Annotated in this window: 17 protein-coding genes; 14 read left to right on the plus strand and 3 right to left on the minus strand. The window is 35.9% G+C overall.

Annotated features, from left to right (window positions below):
- Positions 1-3 precede the first annotated feature (3 nt).
- Together EV142_RS11495 and EV142_RS11500 are read left to right on the plus strand one after the other, a co-directional pair.
- Positions 4-774, plus strand: coding sequence for a hypothetical protein (locus EV142_RS11495; protein WP_132035786.1), 771 nt, complete (start codon positions 4-6; stop codon positions 772-774).
- Positions 775-1,007: 233 nt separating this feature from the next.
- On the plus strand, positions 1,008-1,382 hold the full coding sequence (locus EV142_RS11500; RefSeq protein WP_132035788.1) for a superinfection immunity protein: 375 nt from the start codon (positions 1,008-1,010) through the stop codon (positions 1,380-1,382).
- Between the two features lie 152 nt (positions 1,383-1,534).
- Here EV142_RS11500 and EV142_RS11505 read toward each other — a convergent pair whose 3' ends face one another.
- Complete coding sequence (locus EV142_RS11505) at positions 1,535-1,933, minus strand: helix-turn-helix domain-containing protein (protein ID WP_132035791.1); 399 nt, start codon at positions 1,931-1,933, stop codon at positions 1,535-1,537.
- Between the two features lie 1,154 nt (positions 1,934-3,087).
- Between EV142_RS11505 and EV142_RS11510 the strand changes: the two genes are divergently transcribed.
- Positions 3,088-4,515 (plus strand): serine hydrolase domain-containing protein, encoded by a 1,428-nt coding sequence (locus EV142_RS11510; RefSeq protein ID WP_132035794.1) that lies wholly within the window; start codon positions 3,088-3,090, stop codon positions 4,513-4,515.
- 175 nt (positions 4,516-4,690) lie between these two features.
- Here the strand turns inward: EV142_RS11510 and EV142_RS11515 are convergent, their stop codons facing one another.
- Positions 4,691-5,482: a DUF5995 family protein gene (locus EV142_RS11515; RefSeq protein ID WP_132035797.1), complete on the minus strand. Its 792-nt coding sequence runs from the start codon at positions 5,480-5,482 to the stop codon at positions 4,691-4,693.
- 262 nt (positions 5,483-5,744) lie between these two features.
- Here EV142_RS11515 and EV142_RS11520 point away from each other — a divergent pair, with 262 nt between their 5' ends.
- The 8 genes from EV142_RS11520 to EV142_RS11555 all read left to right on the plus strand — a co-directional run bounded on the left by EV142_RS11520 (position 5,745) and on the right by EV142_RS11555 (position 13,627).
- On the plus strand, positions 5,745-5,945 hold the full coding sequence (locus EV142_RS11520) for a YqaE/Pmp3 family membrane protein (RefSeq protein ID WP_132036275.1): 201 nt from the start codon (positions 5,745-5,747) through the stop codon (positions 5,943-5,945).
- A gap of 236 nt (positions 5,946-6,181) precedes the next feature.
- A complete protein-coding gene (locus EV142_RS11525) occupies positions 6,182-6,979 on the plus strand; it encodes a PhzF family phenazine biosynthesis protein (protein WP_132035800.1) in 798 nt (265 codons plus the stop codon).
- A 79-nt stretch (positions 6,980-7,058) separates the two neighbouring features.
- Positions 7,059-7,535 carry a DUF3592 domain-containing protein gene (locus EV142_RS11530; RefSeq protein WP_132035803.1) on the plus strand — a complete coding sequence of 159 codons (477 nt, stop codon included), beginning with the start codon at positions 7,059-7,061 and terminating at the stop codon, positions 7,533-7,535.
- A 96-nt stretch (positions 7,536-7,631) separates the two neighbouring features.
- Entirely contained in the window at positions 7,632-8,192 is a 561-nt protein-coding gene (locus tag EV142_RS11535; RefSeq protein WP_132035806.1) for a YdcF family protein, read from the plus strand.
- A 67-nt stretch (positions 8,193-8,259) separates the two neighbouring features.
- On the plus strand, positions 8,260-9,015 hold the full coding sequence (locus EV142_RS11540; RefSeq protein ID WP_132035809.1) for a helix-turn-helix domain-containing protein: 756 nt from the start codon (positions 8,260-8,262) through the stop codon (positions 9,013-9,015).
- A 62-nt stretch (positions 9,016-9,077) separates the two neighbouring features.
- Positions 9,078-10,238 (plus strand): FAD-dependent oxidoreductase, encoded by a 1,161-nt coding sequence (locus tag EV142_RS11545; protein ID WP_132035812.1) that lies wholly within the window; start codon positions 9,078-9,080, stop codon positions 10,236-10,238.
- A 335-nt stretch (positions 10,239-10,573) separates the two neighbouring features.
- Positions 10,574-12,877: a DNA topoisomerase 3 gene (locus EV142_RS11550; protein WP_132035815.1), complete on the plus strand. Its 2,304-nt coding sequence runs from the start codon at positions 10,574-10,576 to the stop codon at positions 12,875-12,877.
- Between the two features lie 273 nt (positions 12,878-13,150).
- Positions 13,151-13,627 (plus strand): DUF6265 family protein, encoded by a 477-nt coding sequence (locus EV142_RS11555; RefSeq protein ID WP_132035818.1) that lies wholly within the window; start codon positions 13,151-13,153, stop codon positions 13,625-13,627.
- 299 nt (positions 13,628-13,926) lie between these two features.
- On the opposite strand, the gene EV142_RS11560 is transcribed toward EV142_RS11555, so the two are convergent.
- Entirely contained in the window at positions 13,927-15,087 is a 1,161-nt protein-coding gene (locus tag EV142_RS11560; protein WP_132035821.1) for an MFS transporter, read from the minus strand.
- A 259-nt stretch (positions 15,088-15,346) separates the two neighbouring features.
- On the opposite strand from EV142_RS11560, the gene EV142_RS11565 reads away from it, so the two are divergent.
- The 3 genes from EV142_RS11565 (at position 15,347) to EV142_RS11575 (ending at position 21,150) form a co-directional block, all read left to right on the plus strand.
- Complete coding sequence (locus EV142_RS11565; RefSeq protein WP_132035824.1) at positions 15,347-17,662, plus strand: TonB-dependent receptor; 2,316 nt, start codon at positions 15,347-15,349, stop codon at positions 17,660-17,662.
- 219 nt (positions 17,663-17,881) lie between these two features.
- Positions 17,882-18,607: a DUF4198 domain-containing protein gene (locus EV142_RS11570; protein WP_132035827.1), complete on the plus strand. Its 726-nt coding sequence runs from the start codon at positions 17,882-17,884 to the stop codon at positions 18,605-18,607.
- 248 nt (positions 18,608-18,855) lie between these two features.
- A complete protein-coding gene (locus tag EV142_RS11575; protein ID WP_132035830.1) occupies positions 18,856-21,150 on the plus strand; it encodes a TonB-dependent siderophore receptor in 2,295 nt (764 codons plus the stop codon).
- The last annotated feature ends 66 nt before the right edge of the window (positions 21,151-21,216 follow it).

Here is a 21,216-nt window from a genome sequence, read left to right on the forward strand (position 1 = left end):
AATATGAAAACAATATTTTATTCATGGCAATCTGATTTGCCAAATGCTACCAACAGAACATTAATTCAGCAATGTCTTAAAGATGCTGTATCGGAAATCAACGATCCTAATCTTGAAATAAATATTAGAGTGGATCAAGACACACAAGGACTCTCTGGCTCTCCTGATATCACTCAAAGTATATTTGAAAAAATTGATAATTCAGAAATATTTGTTTGTGATATAAGTATCATTAATAATGACTCTGAAAAAAGAAAAACACCAAATCCAAATGTTTTGATCGAGCTTGGATATGCAGCAAAAACAATTGATTGGGATAATGTTATTTGTATTTACAATACTGCATTTGGAGAAATTGACGACTTACCTTTCGATATAAAACAAAGAAGAATCCTAACCTACAATCTTTCTCAAGGAGAGGATAAATCTTCTACAAGAAGTTCGTTAAAAAAAAATTTAATATCATCAATAAATCGAATTCTTGATTCTGGAGAGCCTAAATTAAAACGTGAACTCTTAAGAATATTTAACGATATAAATCCAGAAATAATTATGTTAGTTAAAGGTGGTCAAAAAACTATTTCAATTAATATAAATAATCTCCATACTTCTGAATTATATAAACATTCAATAAACAAACATTTCAAAGAAGTAATTGAGATGATTCCTAATAGAAATACATTAGGTAATAACACTTGCAACAATGGAGGATTAAACGATAAAGGGCCAGGACAACTAGATGGCTATAATTTCACCTTTAAGGGTGAATGGTAATAAAATACCCCGTTCTCTGAAGTGTTACTTCTTAAAGGTAACGATTGCTGTTCGAAGTCTCTCAACTTCGTACCCACTCCAATAAGCCACAAAGAAAAGTAAAAACTATTGTATTAAGAATATAGCAACGGGTACGAAGTCGGGAGACTTAGCACATCACAGACATCTCGTTGACCAAGAAAAATTAAAAGACATTCACTAAAGACAAATACCAACTAATCAAAACAAACATTATGGGAAGAATTGGAGCACCAGAATTACTTATAATTGCAATTCCTTTTTTAGCACTTTACTTTTTACCATCATTTATTGCACTGAGTCGCAAGAAAACTAATCGTACTGCAATAATATTATTGAATTTCTTTCTAGGTTGGACATTTATTGGTTGGATAGCTTCATTAGTATGGGCCTGCACAACAAATAACGAACCTCAAACAATTGTAGTAAACAATAATCCCTATTCAAAAGAAGAAAGCCCATCCCATTTACAAAAGAATGATTTTGATGAAAAATTAAATAGTTTACAAAAACTAAAAGATCTGTTAGATTCTGGTGTTTTATCTCAAGAAGAGTTCGAACAGCAAAAATTAAAAGTTTTGGCTTCGTAATTTTCTACCTCTCTGAAGTGTTCCCTATTAAAATTTCGCACTCGCTTTGTGAACTCTCCCGACTTAGCAAAGCAGATTAAAAAAGCAAAAGAAAAATGTGCAAAAGTCAAAACAGACATTTGCACATTTTTTATAAAAGACTCATTCGAGTATTATTTTCCTTTCAGTAATTCCACCTTTTCTTTTTCGGCCTGAACTAATTCTTTTTCAGCCTGAATCAGACGTTCGTAAAGTTCTATCACTTTATCAAGAGGATTGAAAGTACAATGGTAGTTACCTGTAGTAATTGAGCCATGATCTTCAAAAGTATTCCCAATAATATTAAAAACAGCTTCTTCCGAAAAGTTTTTAATCGCTTCTACACTTACACCAAGAGCCTTTGCTACTTCAGCTAATTTTTCTTCCTCAATAGTCTCGCTGTTTTCCATAATAGAAACGGCCTGCTGATTGGTTCCTAAAGCCTGCGCTAAGGCTTCCTGTTTCATGTCTTTCAGTTCACGAATACGGCTTATTTTTCGCCCTATGTGATTTGGTTTTGTTGCTGTACTCATAATTCAAAGATATTTAAAATTCTTTTAAAAAATAATACCCGCCCAAAAACAAGATTGTTTTGGTACGATACTATTTGTTTGCTTGTTAGGGAGGAAACAAAAGTGCATTTTTTCGTACATAATTTACTACATCTGCTTATTTTTTCTTTTATCTGATCTTTTTGGAAGTCCTCCTCAATGCGCCAGGCAAAACTTGTGTGAAAGTTTATTTTTATTTTCATTTTCACACAGAAGTTGTGGGAAACTTATTTTTTATTTTCACTTTCCCACAGCGTTGTTGAACTGTATTTGTTTTTTTTATTTTTCAACAGAAGTTGTACAACAGAAGTCTTGCAACACTTATTTTTATTTTCGTTTACAGCGCTCCGAAGTGTTCCTTTTTAAATGTCACGATTGCTGTGCGAAGTCTTCCGACTTCGCACCCACTCCAATAAGCCACAAAGAAAATTAAAAACTATTCTATACGGAATATAGCAACGGGTAGGAAGTCTGGAGACTTCGCACAGCAAAAACATTTCCTAGCTATCTATTCATTTGGAAATCACACAAAATATTAAATCAATTTAAATTTTATAATCAAATTAAATATAATACCTTTGCATTTTAAAATTCAGTTGTATTTTTTTGATTTTTAAATGGAGGACATAAGTTGAAGCAACTAAATTTATGTAGATAGATAAAAAAACTTATTAAATTTTCAATTTATGAAATTTTTTAAGAAAAAAAAGTACCAATGGTTGCGAAAACTATTGATGCAAATTTTAATATTTTTACTAGAGACTGGCATACTACTAATTCTTAAATAGGATTAGATTTTAAAAATCCTCATCAGAAATGATGAGGATTTTGTGTTTAATTACTCCAATAAGTCACAAGGAATAGTAAAATATCCTAAACGGAATATAGCAAGGATACGAAGTCGGGAGACTTCGCACAGCAAATGCATCGAGTACTACCAATCATAAAAAGCCTTCCAAAATTCAGTCTTCAAGTCTTAAATTTAAAGTTGATTTTGTATTTGTAAACTTTATCTTAAAATTATACATTTGGGCTACCCTTTTCCAAAACCTTTCAAAATCACGATAATAATACTCTGGAGGATAGTACGAACAGCTGTAAAACAGATATATCAATCAAGAAATCAATCAATTAAAATGAAGCATTTAACTCAATTTATTCTAATTTGTATTTTTTTTGCAAGCAGCTTAGGAGCGCAAACAACTGCGGAAAAAAGAATCGATTCCTTATTTTCTAAGTATAACTCCAAAACTGCCGGTGTCGCCGTTGGGATTGTTAAAGACGGAGTCCTTATTTTTAAAAAAGGATATGGTATGGCAAACCTTGAATACGACATACCGATTACATCAAAAACTATTTTTAATGTAGGTTCCGTTTCAAAACAATTTACCACTTTCTCGCTTTATCTATTAGAGAAACAGGGTAAAATCTCATTGGATGATGATGTCAGAAAGTACATTCCCGAACTGCCTATTTATGGAAAAACGATAACCATCAGGCATTTATGTTCTCATACCAGCGGGTTAAAAGACCAATGGTCATTGTTGACCTTAGCAGGCTGGAGAATGGATGACGTCATTACTTCTGAACAGGTAATGAAAATAATCTGCAACCAAAAAGAGTTGAATTTTGAACCTGGGAGCCAATTTAAATACAGTAATTCAGGATTTACATTATTAGCCGAAATTGTAAAAAGAGTTTCGGGAAAAAGTTTTAGTGCCTTCGCAAAAGAAAATATTTTCGATCCGCTTGGTATGGAAAACACCTTAATATATGATGACAACGAAAAAATAGTGAAGAACAGAGCCTATTCGTACGGAAATGAAAACGGATTAAATAGTAAAAGAAACCTCAACAGTTCTTCCCCCGGGCCTACAAATGTCTATACAACAGTGGAAGATTTAAGCAAATGGACGATTAATTTTGAAAATCCTATCGTAGGCAATGCCGATTTTATTAACCGTTTTAATGAGCAATCCCTATTAGATGACGGAAAACCAACTATACTGGCAGTGAGAGACGGCGAAACAATTTACCACGCCAAAGGTCAATTTATAAGAAACTACAAAGGCCTTACCGTCTACAACCATACCGGAAGTGATGCTGGTTTTAAAGCTTATTTAGGTCGTTTTCAGGATAATAAATTATCCATTATACTTTTGAGCAATGATGAAAATTTTGTGGCATACAAAGCCGGAATGGATATTGCCGAATTTTATTTAGCCGATCAGTTTAAAAAGAGAGAAAAAGTAACTGAAGCTGAACAGAAAGCCGAAGAAAAGCCAAAATCTACTTCTGACACAAATCTAAAAGATTTCGAAGGTAAATTTCAGAACGATGATTTATCATCCCTTTTTAACGTCAAAGTTATCAATGGAAAGCTAACCATGACCCATAACAGATTAAGCGATGTTGTGCTGACTGAAGTAGAAAAAGATAAATTTTCGGGAGTAATTACATTTTCTGCGGAAGTAAGTTTTGAAAGAAACCAGAAAAACCAGATAACAGCCTTAAGCATTACAAATTTTGGGGCAACAAATGTCAAATTTATGAAACTAAAATAACGACTGCTATGCGAAGTCTCCCAACTTCGAACCCACTCCAATAAGCCACAAGAAAAATAGAACTATTCTATACGGAATATAGCAACGGGTACGAAGTCGGCAGACTTCGAAAAGCAAAATACTTTGCAACGGATTTGAGCATAAAACACCTAATAGACAAAGCTATATTTTGAAATTAGGGAACCACACATTCCATATTGTTTTCTTCCATGATCTGCATATCCATTATTTTTTGGGCGACAGTTCCTCTTTCGAATAAGCGAATGAACTTGAAAACGGCACTCACAAAATATCCGGGGTTTGACACTAATCGAGCAATTTCTGTTATGCGTTGATCTCTTAGCTGTATACAGGCTTCTATTTGGTTTTCGGGAACGGCCACAAATTCGTTGGCAAATTTCCAGGCGCCATCTCTTGCGGTTTGCATGCTAAAATCAATAAAGAAAGTGTCCATTTTGCCTGTCCATTTTAGTATCATGGTGAGCGTTGGCCAAATTTTGATTAAGCATTTTTCGACACCGCCTACCAAATTGCTCAAAATAGCGTTTATCTGATCGAAATCAGATTTTAAATCCCCGATATCTTCTACGGTGCTGACCTGGGCTGAAGCGATTCCTAAATCAAGGTTCACATGTGCATTAATTCCCAACAGTAAATGCTGCAGTACTATGGGCCAAAAGTTTTCTGCTTGTTCAAAAGCAAATCCCCAACATTCAGATGGTTTTTCTTTAGCCTGATATTGATAATACGCTTTTAAATACCGATTGGCAAAAATGACATCCAGTTTTTCCATCCGTTCACCATTTTGAAAAGAACCATCGCGAATACCTTCTTTTACTTTTACAGTAACTTCACGGTATAAAATCGCAAACAAACCTATAGCCCTTTGCTCTAGTTTTGATTTTTCTATTATTTCATCCAGTAACTGAATTACTTCCGCTATAGTAGCTGCTTGTTTTATACTCATTTATAGTGGTTTATAGTTAAATTAAGAAGAACGAATATAATTATTTTAATCTTTTGACGAGTGTTTTTTTTGAAGCAATTATCTTGTTATTTTTTTATTTTAATACAAAACTATTCTAAACGAAAATATAGCAACGGGTATGAAGTCGGGAGACTTCGCACAGCAGACTATTGAAACTTCTAAAACCGCAATTGGATTCTGAAAACTAGCCTTGCAAAAAATCATGCAATTTTTTTTTATATTTACAGAAAACAAAAAAATGATGACATTAATTGCAATTTTCTTTCCCTGTGTTTCTTTCTTTTTGAGAGGAAAAATAGTAACTTCAATTATTTGTCTAATCTTGCAAATAACTTTAATTGGCTGGATTCCCGCAGCAATTTGGGCCGTTATTTCTTTACAAAATTCAAGAGCTGATAAACGTAATAAGCAACTAATAAGAGCGATAAAAACCAAATCTTAAAAAAAACAAAGAACATCTCCAGCTCTCCGATGTCTTCATTCTTAAATGTCGCGACTACTGTGCGAAGTCTCCCGACTTCGTACACACTCCAATAAGCCACAAAGAAAAATAAAATCATGGCAAACGGAATATAGCAACGGGTACGAAGTCAGGAGACTTCGCACAGCAAAAAAAACTTCAATAAATTCATTTAACATTCCTACTTTTATCAGCTCTAAACCCAGAACAAAAAAAGAATGAAAACCTATTTTGTTGACTCGTTTACCAATCAAAAATACAAAGGCAATCCTGCAGCGGTTTGCTTGCCGGAGCGTGATTTAGATGCGGCTGAAATGCAAAGCATTGCGACCGAAATTGGCTTTTCGGAAACTGCTTTTATAAAACCCATAACAGGTAACACTTACAGCATCCGGTTTTTTAGTCCAAAGACAGAGATTCCGTTATGCGGGCATGCAACGCTGGCTTCTTCTAAAATTGTTTTCAGCACCACTTCGTTGGACAGCATAACGTTTATCAACTACGACAATGTGGAATTGGCCATTGAAAAAGAAGATCAGAAAATCAAAATGTTTTTTCCGGTTTATGACACCGAAGAGACAGCCGTGCCGCAAAAGATGCTCGTTGCCTTGGGCATTTCTGAAACGGTATCTCAAAGATATAGTCCCAACAATAAAATAATCTTTATTGAAATTGAAAGCGCCCGCGAACTGGCCGATTTAAAACCCGATTTCACGGCATTGGTAAATTCGCATAGCGGAATAAGCGGAGTGCTGGTGACCGCAGTTTCAGACCACACCGATTTTGATTTTCACTACCGCTATTTCTGGCCCTGGGCAGGAACAAACGAAGATCCCGTAACGGGTGGTGTTCAGACCTTTTTGACCAAATACTGGGCCCTAAAACTGAATAAAACAAAACTGAATGCGTATCAGTCTTCCTTACGAACCGGAACGATGAGTACGGAACTTTTACAGGACAAGGTTGCTATTTTAGGGGAAGCTGTAATTGTTTTGGAGGGTGAGTTTATTTTATAAATCTCACGATTTGAGAAGTTTTTATCTTTAAAAAGCGTTGCTGCTCGCTCCTATTAAAAAAGAAATAATTATAATAAAAATGAACTTAAATAAAGAATATAGTATAATTTTCATTATCCCTTTTGTTTTCTTCATGTTTTACAAACCTGTAATTTGTTTCTTAATGCTGGGAACAATAGCGTTGTTTTATGCAATTTATAGTGTTTTATCTTTAATTCAGATTACCAAAAATGGAGTCGAAAATCATGGAAAAATTTTATACTATGAATCAGATAATGAAGGCTATAAAACGCCAATTATTGAGTTTCAAATTTCTGAAGGGAAAAATTTTAAGGGAAAACCATTTTTACATACATCGTCAGATTTAGACAAATTTCAGTCTTACCAGAAAAACATAAATAAAACTATCAAAATAATCTACGATCCAAAAGATCCGGAAAAATTTGTTCTAAAAAACAATTCTAATTATTTTGGCTTGATAATCCTGATCATTGTAGGTTTTGTTTTTTGTAGTATTTCAATTGGAAATTTGCTAGGATATAATGATATATTTTAGCTAGCTAAATTAAAAAAAGCATAATCTTACTACTTTCCTTTCGTAAAAAAACATACTTTTCTTCATTCCAATACGCAAAACATTCTAACTCATTTTATGAAAAACCGGAAGTCAATATTTAAAGTACTCCTCACCCTATTCCTGTTATGGTTCTTTGGACACGTCCTTTATATTACCATTGATGGTTTGAGTGACAACGGGGAAAAAGCAGATATTGCGGTTATTCTTGGGAACAAGGTAAATGAAGACGGAACACTGTCGGAACGTCTGGAAAAACGCCTGGAATGCGGGCTTCGTTTATACCAAAACCATCGCGTAAAAAAAATAATAGTAAGTGGCGGTTTAGGCAAAGAGGGGTATTATGAAGGCGACAAAATGAAAGAATATTTAATTGCCAATAAAGTTCCCGATTCTGTAATAATTGTAGACAATCTGGGCAATAATACACGGGCAACGGTAGACAATACAATGAGATTGAAAGACAGCCTTCATTTTGAAAGTGTACTTGTGGTATCCCAATATTTTCATGTCACACGAACAAAAATGTTATTTAAAGAGCGCGGCTTTCAGAATGTCAGTAGTGTAAGTCCTGATTATTTTGAGTTTAAAGATATTTATTCCCTACTACGGGAATTTGCGGGTTATTATACACAATAAAAATAAAACCTTCCAAATATTAAATAACTTAGCGACTTCGTACCGTAGTAGCTAAACCCTATTTGAAATGAACAACGACTTCTATTACAAATTTATCCTGCCGGAAAAGCCACTAGCTGACTTTGTAGAAAACATTGGAATGATTCATAACCAATCCGATAAAGCAAAAGAAGTCATTCTGATGCCCGATGGAAGGGTTGATTTATTTTTTTTAGAATCTGAAGCAGCACCTTTTCAAATTGCACTTATTGGTCTGGAAACAGTTCCGGAACAACAGAATATTCCGCCACACACACTGGCTTTCAAAGTCAGTTTTAAACCGCTGGGTGTCGAATATCTTTTAAATACTTCTATTGCCGGACTTTTAAACAGCGCCAAATATTTACCGCAGGATTTTTGGGGCATCACTGTCGATGATTTAAAAGATTTTGATGCTTTTCATGAAAAAATACTGCTCAAACTAAACGCCCTTTTACCTAAAGAAATCGATGAAAGAAAACGTCAGCTTTTCGATCTGATTTATACTTCAAACGGCGAAATAAAAGTACAGGAGCTGTCAGAACGAATAGACTGGAGCAGCAGGCAGATTAACCGCTATTTCAATAAACAATTCGGACTTTCGTTGAATGCATTTTGTAAAATTTTACGCTTCAAGGCATCCCTGGAGCATATTGCAAAAGGCCGGCTTTTTCCGGAACTCAATTTCACCGATCAGACCCATTTCATCAAGGAAATCAAAAAATTTTCGGGCGTAGTACCCAGCGAATTATTAAAAAATAAAGATGACCGATTTATACTATTAACCGTACTCAAAGAGCTATAGTTTTGTTCCGACATAAGGCTGATCAGCCAACGGAAATAAAATTAATCTAAAATTGAAACGGAATGTTACTAGAAAATAAACAAGTTGCCATCGTTGGCGGCGGTCCGGGCGGACTTACCTTAGCCCGACTTTTACAATTGCAAAACGCAGCCGTAAAAGTATATGAAAGAGATTTAAATAAAAATGCGAGAGTGCAGGGTTCTCCACTGGACATGCATGAGGAATCGGGTTTGGCAGCGATTCACAAAGCCCATTTATTTGAAGCATTTAAAACCAATTTTATGCCGGGTGCAGATAAGACGCTCATTCTGGACGAAAATGCGACGATACACCTGAGTGACCACGACACAAACCGTGAGGAAGATTTCGGCAATGCCTATTTCAGACCTGAAATCGATCGTGGCGCACTACGAAAAATGCTGCTGGAATCCTTAGAACCCAAAACCATCGTATGGGACAGTCATTTTATTTCGATGGAAGCACAAGAGGAGGGCTGGTTACTGCATTTCAAAAATGGCTCATCTGTTTATGCTGATATTGTAATTGGTTCTGATGGTGCCAATTCTAAAATCCGTCCTTACATCACCGACATCAAACCCTTCTATTCGGGTATAACGATGCTTGAAGGTACTATTTACGAATCTGAAAAAGCAGCACCTCATATCCATTCCCTACTTAAAGGCGGTAAAATAATGGCCTTTGGCGATACCAAAAATATCCTGATGGGACAAAAAGCCGACGATGCCCTTGGCTTTTACGCCAGCTTCAAAACCGATGAAAACTGGGCCGCAAAAAGTGGTCTGGACTATGCTGATCCAACACAAATACTGGACTGGTTTAAAGAAGAATATCCGGAATGGAGCAGTATCTGGTACGAATTATTCGAAAATGTTTCAGTGCCTTTTATTCCGCGTCCGATTTACTGTATTCCTTTAGATCAGACCTGGCAATCTTTGCCGAATGTGACCATCATTGGTGATGCCGCGCATGTCATGCCGCCATTTGCAGGTGAAGGTGCTAATATGGCCATGCTCGATGCTTTGGAACTAAGTGAATATCTTACCTCTGATCACTATAAAACCATACCCGAAGCTATTGCAGCGTATGAAAGCAAAATGCGTGAAAGAGCAGCAAAAGCAGCACAGGAATCACTGGAAAATGGCGAGAAAATGCATTCGAAAGACGCATTACAAACAATGTTGGGCTTCTTTGGTGGAGAGTAGAGTTACTGAGTTACTAAGGCTCTAAGTTGCTGAGGTTCTGAGAAAAACTTTGCGTCTTCGCTCCCGATAGCTATCGGGATTGCGTGATTCTAATTTTAGCTTTTTAATATAACTGCGAAATTTTCACGCAAAGGCGCAAAGTTTATAGATTAAAGATTAAAAAAAAACTTCGCACCTCTTCGCGAAACAAAACAAACCTTTGAACCTCTGCCTCTTTGCTCCTCTGAACCTATATACTTTACCTATATACCCCAGCCTCTTTGCACCTTTGTACCTCTATAATTTCAATACCAATTTCTAAATCCTTAATTTCGCTCTCAAATAAGAAAGAGAAAATGAAGGTCTGTATTGCTGAGAAACCAAGTGTAGCACGTGAAATCGCATCTGTTTTGGGCGCCAATACCAAACACGATGGTTATTACGAGGGCAACGGTTATGCCGTGACCTATACCTTTGGACATTTGTGCACCTTAAAAGAACCCAACGATTACAAACCGCACTGGAAAAGCTGGGACCTGAACAACCTGCCGATGCTTCCTGATAAATTCGAAACCAAAGTAGTACAAAATGCAGGAATCGAAAAGCAATTTAAAATTATAAAAAGTCTGTTTGACAAAGCCGAGGTAGTCATAAACTGCGGGGATGCCGGACAGGAAGGAGAACTCATTCAGCGTTGGGTGATGAACGAAGCACATTATAAAGGCGAAGTACAGCGCTTATGGATTTCGTCCCTGACTACAGAAGCCATAAAAGAAGGTTTTGAAAACTTAAAACCCTCCGCTAATTACGATAATTTATTCTACGCCGGTTTTTCCAGAGCTATTGGCGACTGGTTATTGGGAATGAATGCCACACGTTTATATACCGTAAAACATGGTGGGTATAAACAGGTATTGTCTATTGGCCGCGTACAAACTCCAACACTGGCCATGGTGGTAGACCGGTTTAAGGAAATTGAAAACTTTAAACCTCAGCCCTATTGGGAATTACAAACCTTATACAGGGAAACGCTTTTTAGTTATGAGGAAGGCCGCTTTTTGAAAAAAGAAGATGGTGAACTGCTGGCGAATAAAGTCAAAGAAAGCGAATTTGAAATTGTTTCCGTTGAAAAAAAGAATGGGAATGAATTTGCTCCGAAGTTGTTTGACCTAACGGGATTACAGGTATTCTGCAATACAAAATTTGGATTTTCGGCAGATGAAACGCTTAAGATTGCCCAAACGCTGTACGAACAAAAAGTAATTACCTACCCCAGAGTGGATACTACTTTTTTACCCAACGATATTTATCCGAAAGTACAGGGCATTTTGCAAAAACTAACAGATTATGCTGCTTTAACCCAGCCCGTTTTAGAAAAAAAAATAAAAAAATCACCTAAGGTTTTCAATGATAAAAAAGTAACCGATCACCATGCGATTATTCCAACAGGAGTACAAAGCAATCTGCAATACAATCAGCAGCAGGTTTATGATATTATCACCAAACGTTTTATTGCTGTTTTTTATGACGATTGTCTGGTTGCCAATACCACAGTAGTGGGAAAAGCGGCCGAGGTGATGTTTAAAACTACCGGAAAGGAAATCCTGAAAAAAGGATGGAGAATTGTTTTTGAAGACCCAAACGCCAAAGAAAAAGAAGCCGATTTGTTACCGAGTTTCGTTGTTGGTGAAAAAGGGCCGCATGAACCTTCCTTTTTAGAAAAGGAAACAAAACCACCCAATCAGTTTACCGAAGCAACTTTACTGCGTGCTATGGAAACTGCGGGAAAACAGGTAGATGACGAAGATTTACGGGAACTGATGAAAGAAAACGGTATTGGGCGTCCGTCAACACGGGCAAATATTATCGAAACGCTTTTTAAAAGGCAGTATATTGTTCGAAACAAAAAACAGGTATTGCCCACACCAACGGGAATCCAGCTTATAGAAACCATTCAGAATGAATTGATCAAGTCGGCTGAACTGACGGGCTCCTGGGAAAAGCAACTGAAAGATATTGAAAAAGGAACTTTTACCGCAGCAGCATTTATTAAGAACATGAAACGCATGGTTGAAGCTTTGGTATATGAAGTACGAAGTGAAACGAGACATGCTAATATTTCGCACGCAGCTGCGACTGAGAAAGAAGTTGTAAAAACAGAAAAGAAGAAAGCAGCCGGGATTTTGGCAGAAACCTGTCCGAAATGCAAAAAAGCCACGCTTATAAAAGGAAAGTCCGCTTACGGATGCGGTAATTATAAATCGGGTTGTGATTTTCTTTTGCCGTATACTTTTGCCGATAAAAAAATATCAGAAAACCAATATTTAAGATTGGTTCAAAAAGGGTCAACCGTAAATATAAAAGGCTTTAAAACCGATGAAGGAACTGTTGAAGGTTTAATTCGTTTTGAAGAAAACTACAAACTCAAATTAGAACCTAAAAAGACGACTCCAAAAGCAAAAGCAGCAACCACATCGGATGCTTTAACCTGCCCGAAATGCAAAAAAGGAACAATTCTGAAAGGAAAAACCGCTTATGGCTGCGGCGATTATAAACTGGGCTGTGATTTTAAAGTCACTTTTGATGCCGTACGGGCGAAACTAAAAGATCAGAAACCGACAAAAGAACTGGTGTATTCCATTTTGAATGAAAGTGTTTAGATTTTTTTTTGCCACTCAGATAGCTATAGGGATAGAAGATTAGAAGTGTTTTTTGCCACGAATTACACTAATTTTCACGAATTATTTTTAATAGCTGATGCGCAAAACGTATATTAAAATCATTTTAATCTTGTATCCAGATATATATATATATCTGGAGTGGCAAGTTTTTCACATTGCAGACTAATCAATTCGTGAAAATTCGTGAAATTCGTGGCTAACTTTTTTTTCATACTTTAGTACTTCCATTTAACATCAAAAACCTAATAAAATATGTTTCAAAAAATCACACTTTTAATGCTTTTAGCAGTCGTTGTTTCCTGTCAGAAAAAGGAATCTGTTGAAAAAGATAAAATCAAAATAGCAGATTGGCTGATCGGGAACTGGGAAAACAAATCACCGGACGGGTTGCTGATCGAAAACTGGCAGAAAGTAAACGATAGTACTTTTAGTGCGACCTCTTATTTTATAAAAGAAAAAGATACTTTGCATTTCGAAAAGATAGTGCTGTCTCAAAAAGGTGAAAAACTAACTTACAGCGCTACAGTAAACGGACAAAACAATGACAAAGCCATTGATTTTCCTTCTACCAGCGAAACTGAAACTAAATTGGTTTTCGAAAATCCGCAACATGATTACCCTCAAAAAATTACGTACACCAAAGGTGCAAATAATACTTTAACAGCTGAAGTTACAGGAAAGTTACAAGGAAAACTGACTACGGAACGATTTATTATGGTGAAGAAGTAATTTGCTTATCAGAATTTCACGCCAAGTCGCGAAGCTTTTTTTTAAACTTTGCGACTTTGCGTGAAAATTTCGCACTGCTATTGAAAAGTAAAATTATAATCACGCAGAGTCGCAAAGTTATTTTATTTGTGGCTTATGGGATTACTACACTCGTTAGAAATACCAAAATGAAGCAATTCTATGGAATTTTTTAAACCTGAATGCAGACCCGATTAAAAAATCGAAACTTTCAACCATCACACAAAAGAAATAAAACCTAGAACCTGAGAACCTTAGCAACTTAGTACCTTTCAAAAAACCTACTCCTTCTCCCCGATCTTATTGACCATTACAATCATCAGTATACCTAAAAGTGCCATTACTAAAAAGGCCCATTTCATGCTTAGGTATTCAGATATAAAACCAACCATTGGCGGTACCAGTAAAAAACCAAGATAACCAATAGTAGAAATAGAGGTTAAGGCAGAACCGGTACTTAGTTTTGATGATCTGCCCGCAATGCTAAATACTAACGGAACGACGCAGGAAACCCCTATTCCGATTAAGACATAACCAAAAATAGTGGTATACACATACGGCAGAATAAAACAAATGGAAAATCCTAAAGTGATGAAAACACCACTGTAAAACAGGATTTTCTTAATTCCGAATTGCATTACGGCATAATCTCCGAACAAACGTCCTAAAGTTACAGCTGTGGCAAAAAATACAAATGCGGCACTGGTTAACTTTGGAGAGGCGTGCAAAATATTTTCAAAATAGATGCCACTCCAGTCGTACATCGTATTTTCACAAGCCATAGAAACAAAACAAATCACGGCAAACTTAATGAGGTTTTTTTCCGGCATTGAAAAGAACTTCTTTTTAACCGGTACAGGTTCATTATGAATACTCAACGGATAAAAACAAGCCGTAAGACCCATCATAAAGATACTGACTCCCAATAAATGATGCGCTGGTGCAATATGTTGTGTTACCATTACATACCCTAAACCTGCTCCCGAAAAAACAGCTATACTCCAAACCGCATGAAAACGGGTGATGATCGATTGCGTATATAATTTCTGAACCTCTAAAGATTGTGCATTAATAGACAAATTGAAAATATTACGAGACGCGCCAAAAATCAAAAGTATAATGACCAGCTGCCATACAAAAGCAGCCAAACCCGGTAATGACAGAACAATATTAAACATAATTGCACCTAACAACATAATATAACGGCTGCTGTATTTATTTAACAACCTTCCTGTAAAAGGCATTGTGAGCATTAAACCAATCGGAAAAGCAAATAAAACAGTTCCAAACTGAGCTTCAGATAAATGCAGCTGGTTTTTTATGTGCGGAATTCGGGAAACCCAGGAAGAATATCCAAATCCGGAAAGGAAAAAAAACACAGTATTGGCCAAACGGAATCCTTTGGGCGAATGCTGTATTTTTTTTAAGAAGGGTAAAATCATGGGGACAGTTTCATTTTAACGCGACAAAATTAAGGTTTTTGAAATGTAACTTCTACCCTTTTTATCTTTTTTAATAATCGTCAGAATTTTAACTCACTTTATTTCCCATTTGCCCAATTTTAAAAAAAAGTGCAGAAAATATAACAAAAAGTACCTCAAATCAAGTGAAATAATATTTGTTAAGGAAATAGTATTCTTTACATTTGCACTGTTTTTATTCAATCTAAATAATAATAATTCTAAACCAAATTTAAAAGCCATGAAATTAAAAACAAGAAAACAGTCCAAATATTTCCTTTTGGTCAGTATGCTATTTTCAGTGTTTACCGTCTTGGGACAACAAAGCAACGGAAAAATAAAAGGGAACATCACAACCTCTGACGGCAAGCCGGCATCTGACGTAAATTTAATCCTTAAAGACTCAAAATATGGTACCAGCGCCAATGAATATGGTGCTTTTGAATTTAGCAAAGTAAAAGCCGGTTCTTATACTTTACAGGTTTCCTTAACCGGATACGAAACCCTGGAACAAGAAGTAAACGTTACAGAAAGCGAAACGACAACGCTTAACCTGCAACTGAATGTTTCGGATAAAGAATTAAAGGAAGTGATCATTAACAATGATAAAATGATTTCCAAAAAAACAGATTATGTATCGCGTATGCCACTAAAAAATCTGGAAAACCCGCAGGTTTACAATATCATCACGAAAGAACTTTTAAAGGAACAAATCGCAATTGATATTAAAAGTGCGGTTCAGAACTCGCCTGGCGCAGTACCCATTATTTTTCCTTCGGGAGGTTTGGGAATTACTTTCAGAGGTTTCAATACGGGTATTAATGCGAGAAACGGAATGGAAACAGTTTCCGGAAGAAGTTCTGTTTCTGTTGACAATGTGGAGCGTATAGAAATCATGAAAGGACCATCTGGAACCTTGTTCGGATCTTCGGTTTCTTCTTTTGGAGGTGTAGTGAACCTGGTGACCAAAAAACCTTTTGAAACACCAAAAACCGAAATAGCCTACACGGGCGGAAGTTTTGGACTCAACCGTGTTGCACTGGATCTTAACACCCCGCTGACAGCCGATAATAAAGTATTGTTTCGATTAAATGCCTCTCTGAGTACAGAAAATAGTTTCCTGAACTATGGCTTTAATAAAACATTTCTTTTTGCCCCGAGCTTTATTTACAAAGCAACAGACAAACTTACTTTAAGTGTTGACACCGAAATTTACAACACCAACAATACACGTCCGATGTATGCACGCTCTTACGGAGCCGGAATTACAAATCCAAATGATATTAAACTGGATTACAGAAAAACGTTATTTAACGATGATGCAGATGCTCAGACCTCTTCATCAAAAGTTTTTGCTCAGGCAGAATATAAATTATCCGACAATTGGAAATCTACTACTCTTTTTTCTTTTGTAGACGAAGATGTAGATCACAGTTACCAATATTATACATCCTGGAGTTCGCCAACACAAGTAACCAGAAGCGTTTCGCGTTATGGCCCGGTAGTTAACAAATACACGAATTTTCAGGAAAATATTAACGGTGAATTTTCCACGGGAAGTATTAAACACAAATTATTACTGGGCGCCAACTACAGATTCACTAAAACAGCTTTCACCTATGGTACAACAGGAGTTCTGGATAATATTGACATCACACAGGCTTACGAACCTATACGCAGAAAAGCTGTTGACGCGGTAGTATCAGAACTTGTTTATGCCGTTCCGGAGGAAAATACATTTAGTGTTTATGCTTCTGATGTTATTAATTTTACAGATCGTTTTTCTGCTATGTTAAGTCTTCGTTTAGACAATTTTGTTCAGAAAAAAATCGAAGATACAAAAGGATATAATCAAACTGCTTTGTCCCCAAAATTTGGTTTAGTATACCAGGTTATTGAAGATCAGGTTTCAGTTTTCGCAAATTATATGAATGGTTTTCAAAATGCCGCTCCGGTATCTCAACCGGATGAATCACAGTTAATTTTGGACCCAATTTACGCCAATCAGTATGAAGGAGGAATTAAAGTGGAAGCTTTTGACAAAAAATTAAGCACGACTATCAGTTATTACAGCATCAATATTGATAATGCCTTAAGAACAGATGGTGACGGTTACAGTTTTCAGGATGGCAAGCAGGTCAGTAAAGGTTTCGATTTTGAAATTATTGCAGCCCCAGTAGCAGGTTTAAACATTATGGCAGGCTATGCTTACAATGACAACCAATTAAAATCTTCAGATCCGGCTATTGGAGAAATGAAATCCTCTAATGCTCCGGAAAACGTAGTCAACTTCTGGCTGTCTTATAAATTTCAAAATGTACTAAAAGGCTTCGGACTTGGGTTTGGAGGCAATTATGTTGACAAGCAATACAAATTTGATGATGAAGGCTTTTTCATTCCATCCTACTCTGTTTACAATGCCGCTTTGTTTTATGACCAGCCAAAATGGAGAGTTGGTGTTAAAGCGAATAATTTAGGGGATAAAAAATACTGGGATGCTTATGGCGTTTCTCAGGCCCCATTTAATTTAGGGGTTAATCTCGCTATTAAATTTTAATCCTTTCAATTCCTTAAAAAATGCCTTAGGCCATCCGAAAACAGGGATGGTCTGAGGCATTTTCTTTTTTATATTTTTAAAGAAATTTACTGCCCTTTAGAAAACAATACTCAAAAAAAGGGCAAAATAAAGTCAAAATTTAATCTTTTATTTTTAATTATTCTAAATAAGGCTTAAGTTTGTAAAAAATAATTATATCAATAATTTAAACTTCATCTTATGAAATCTAAAACTTTAAAGTCAGTCGCTTTTTTATTATTTATGTTAGTAGCAAGTCCGCAACTGTTTGCTCACGCCCTTTGGATTGAAACTAAAGCAACCGGAACAAAAGGAAAGGCTCAGGAAATTTCAGTTTACTTCGGAGAATTCTCTGAAAATGATATTACCAAAGCAGATAAATGGTTTTCTGATTTAAAAGACTTTTCTTTAATACTGGTCAGCCCTTCAAAAAAGGAAACAAAACTAACTGCAAAAGCCCTTGACAATAAGTATCAGGCCTTTTTCACACCCGATGAAGATGGTGTTTATACTATTGTGATGCACCATACCGTTGGTGAAGTTTACGGAACAATGAAATTAGATTACAATTCGAGTGCCACTATAGTGGTTGGAAATAAAACTGCCGGAAATTATGCAACGGCCAATAAAAACCAAATCGGTTTATTCTCTGAAAATGCTGATATAGCCAAAAAGAACGAAAAAATATCCGGATTTGCTTTGTATGAAGGTGCTTCTGCAAAAGAAACAAAGATTAAGGTAATTGCTCCAAACGGTTGGGAAAAAGAATTATGGACAGACGATAAAGGTTTATTTTCCTTTACTCCAATCTGGTCCGGAAATTACATGGTTGAATATGCTCATACCGATAAATCTGCCGGAGAACATAACGGCAAAAAATATGATGAAATCTGGAAAATGGCTACTTACCTGATTACAGTTAAATAATCGCTTTATTTCTCAAAAACCTTGCTCTTTCAGCAAGGTTTTTTTGTTGCTTCAAACTATAAATTTAACAGTAATCATTAACACATATAACAAATTAAAAATATTTTTCCTGTTAATTAAAAAATCAAAATGCTAAAAAACAACAAGTTACAATATTAATAATAATTAATCTAAATAAACTTTGTTAAAGAACATATAGCTAATTATATTTGCAAAAAAATTATTTTTAATTATTCTTAATAAACAACATGAGATATAATTTACTATTCGTTTTATCTTTTTTAAGTTTTGCCTCGTACAGCCAGGAATATACAACTGCTGAAAATACGGCTTCTGTACATGATACCGTAAAAAACAAAAAAGGAGAAGTCCTTAATGAAGTATTGATTACGACCAACAGAGAACCTAAACCTGTTACAGCAGTTCGTTCGGGATTAAAACCGATGGACAATCCACAAAGCCTGCAGGTTATCGGAGCTGAAGTAATCGAGCAGCAACAAGCGATTCGTTTAAGTGAAGTTATCAAAAATGCCAATGGTGTTTATGTGGGTTCTGCCCGTGGTGGTGCTCAGGAATCATTTTTCTCCAGAGGATATGACATGTCTGGTAATAATATGTTTAAAAATGGTTTTCGTTACAATGCCGGTTCTATTCCGGAAGTTTCTTCTTTGGAAAAAGTAGAATTCTTAAAAGGAGGTTCGGCTTTATTATTTGGAAATGTTGCTCCTGGTGGAATCCTGAATTTAGTTACCAAAACCCCAAAATTCACTCGAGGTGGCGAGGTAGCGATGCAGGTGGGAAGCTATTCTTTTTACAAACCTACAATTGATTTTTATGGCCCGTTAAATAACTCCATTGCTTATAGAATTACGGCTTCTTATGAGAATTCAGAAAGCTTTAGAGATTACGTAAAAAACGAGCGTATCTATGTAAATCCTTCGTTTTTATTTAGAATTTCAGATAAAACTCAGATTACATTACAGGGAGATTATTTAAGCGCTGACTGGACTCCTGACTTCGGAACAGGAATCTATGGTAAAACTATTTTAGACTTGCCCCGTAACGAATTCTTTGGTGCACTTTGGTCAACTGGAAATACAAAATCTTCAAGTGCTTCGTTATTATTCAATCATGATATTAATGAAAATTGGAAATTAAACTTCAATTCTTCTTTTCAGTCTTACAGAAGAACACAAACTTCTACAGCGCAGTTAAGTACCATTGAAGCTAACGGAAACTGGAAACGTGGTTTGACAAAAGCAGATGCTGCTGAACAAATTTTTGGTGACCAATTGAGTTTACAGGGAACTTTTAATACAGGAAGCATAAAACACCAAATTTTTACAGGTGTTGACTACGAAAACTCTCTCGCTCCAAGTTATACTTTTGGATTCTATGCTCCCGGAAAACCAGCAGACCTTTTAACAACAGAAGCTACAGCAATAAACTTATACACCTATGATTACAGCACGCAAAGTACTGTTATTCCTTACCCAACAAGAACTACGCAATTAACGAGTACAGAAACACAACGTTTTGGAGCTTATTTTCAAGACTTGGTTTCTATCAATAAATACGTAAAAGTTCTGGCAGGATTACGTTGGTCCTGGCAACAAGGTGAAGCTACCACTACAAAAGAAGTAATCGAGAAACAGAATAATGTAAATGTTATTACAACTCCTTATGAAAATGCAGTTCCTGTAACCGGAGCCAAAACGTTAAACAGAGCTTTTTCGCCAAAGGCAGGATTGGTAATTCAGCCAACAACCGATTTTTCGATTTTTGCAAGTTATTCGAACTCTTTTACGCCTAATACAGGAACAACGGTAGATTCAAAACCTTTAGATCCCTCTATTATTGATCAATTTGAAGTAGGTATTAAAAAAGATTTCTGGAAAGGTCTTTTGAGTACAAACGTTACTGTTTATCAAATAGAGAATAATAACCTGGCACAAACTGCGCAATTTTTACAAGATGGCGTTACGCAAAATGCTAACAGCAATTTAAAAGAATTAGTTGGGGCTACAAAAGGAAAAGGACTTGAAATAGATATCACGGCCAGACCAGTTGAAGGTTTGAACATTATAGCTGGTTACAGTTTTAATGAGACTAAAGTTTCTAAATCATCCGGAACTAATGGAAGTCTTATTGTTGGAGACGTTTTGGCAAGAACTCCAAAAAATACTGCCAATTTGAGCTTTTTCTATAAATTGCAAAGCGGAACATTAAAAGGACTGACTTTTGGAGCAATTGGTAATTATGTTGGAAATCGCACGGGAGGCTGGAACGATGATTATTTATGGACCGCTGTTACGCCAGCAACTACGCCACCTACCTATGTAATTACTATCAGAGATCGTGATATTCCGTTAGAAGGTTATACTACTATTGATGTTTCTGCGGGTTATGAATGGGGAAAATTTTCGTTCTTATGTAAATTATCCAATATTACAAACGAGTTAAATTACACGGTACACGAAAATTACAGTGTGAATCCGATAGCACCACGCCAGATTCTGACAAGCCTTCGTTACAAGTTCTAATAATTTGAATTCGATTTAATTTTTAATATACCAAACCTCATCCCTTACCGGATGAGGTTTTTGCTT

This window comes from Flavobacterium circumlabens, assembly GCF_004345565.1.
GTDB lineage: Bacteria > Bacteroidota > Bacteroidia > Flavobacteriales > Flavobacteriaceae > Flavobacterium > Flavobacterium circumlabens.

Coding starts and splice junctions, on each gene's coding strand:
- EV142_RS11495 (WP_132035786.1), top strand. CDS start 4: ATGAAAACAATATTTTATTCATGGCAATCTGATTTGCCAAATGCTACC.
- EV142_RS11500 (WP_132035788.1), top strand. CDS start 1,008: ATGGGAAGAATTGGAGCACCAGAATTACTTATAATTGCAATTCCTTTT.
- EV142_RS11505 (WP_132035791.1), bottom strand. CDS start 1,933: ATGAGTACAGCAACAAAACCAAATCACATAGGGCGAAAAATAAGCCGT.
- EV142_RS11510 (WP_132035794.1), top strand. CDS start 3,088: ATGAAGCATTTAACTCAATTTATTCTAATTTGTATTTTTTTTGCAAGC.
- EV142_RS11515 (WP_132035797.1), bottom strand. CDS start 5,482: ATGAGTATAAAACAAGCAGCTACTATAGCGGAAGTAATTCAGTTACTG.
- EV142_RS11520 (WP_132036275.1), top strand. CDS start 5,745: ATGACATTAATTGCAATTTTCTTTCCCTGTGTTTCTTTCTTTTTGAGA.
- EV142_RS11525 (WP_132035800.1), top strand. CDS start 6,182: ATGAAAACCTATTTTGTTGACTCGTTTACCAATCAAAAATACAAAGGC.
- EV142_RS11530 (WP_132035803.1), top strand. CDS start 7,059: ATGAACTTAAATAAAGAATATAGTATAATTTTCATTATCCCTTTTGTT.
- EV142_RS11535 (WP_132035806.1), top strand. CDS start 7,632: ATGAAAAACCGGAAGTCAATATTTAAAGTACTCCTCACCCTATTCCTG.
- EV142_RS11540 (WP_132035809.1), top strand. CDS start 8,260: ATGAACAACGACTTCTATTACAAATTTATCCTGCCGGAAAAGCCACTA.
- EV142_RS11545 (WP_132035812.1), top strand. CDS start 9,078: ATGTTACTAGAAAATAAACAAGTTGCCATCGTTGGCGGCGGTCCGGGC.
- EV142_RS11550 (WP_132035815.1), top strand. CDS start 10,574: ATGAAGGTCTGTATTGCTGAGAAACCAAGTGTAGCACGTGAAATCGCA.
- EV142_RS11555 (WP_132035818.1), top strand. CDS start 13,151: ATGTTTCAAAAAATCACACTTTTAATGCTTTTAGCAGTCGTTGTTTCC.
- EV142_RS11560 (WP_132035821.1), bottom strand. CDS start 15,087: ATGATTTTACCCTTCTTAAAAAAAATACAGCATTCGCCCAAAGGATTC.
- EV142_RS11565 (WP_132035824.1), top strand. CDS start 15,347: ATGAAATTAAAAACAAGAAAACAGTCCAAATATTTCCTTTTGGTCAGT.
- EV142_RS11570 (WP_132035827.1), top strand. CDS start 17,882: ATGAAATCTAAAACTTTAAAGTCAGTCGCTTTTTTATTATTTATGTTA.
- EV142_RS11575 (WP_132035830.1), top strand. CDS start 18,856: ATGAGATATAATTTACTATTCGTTTTATCTTTTTTAAGTTTTGCCTCG.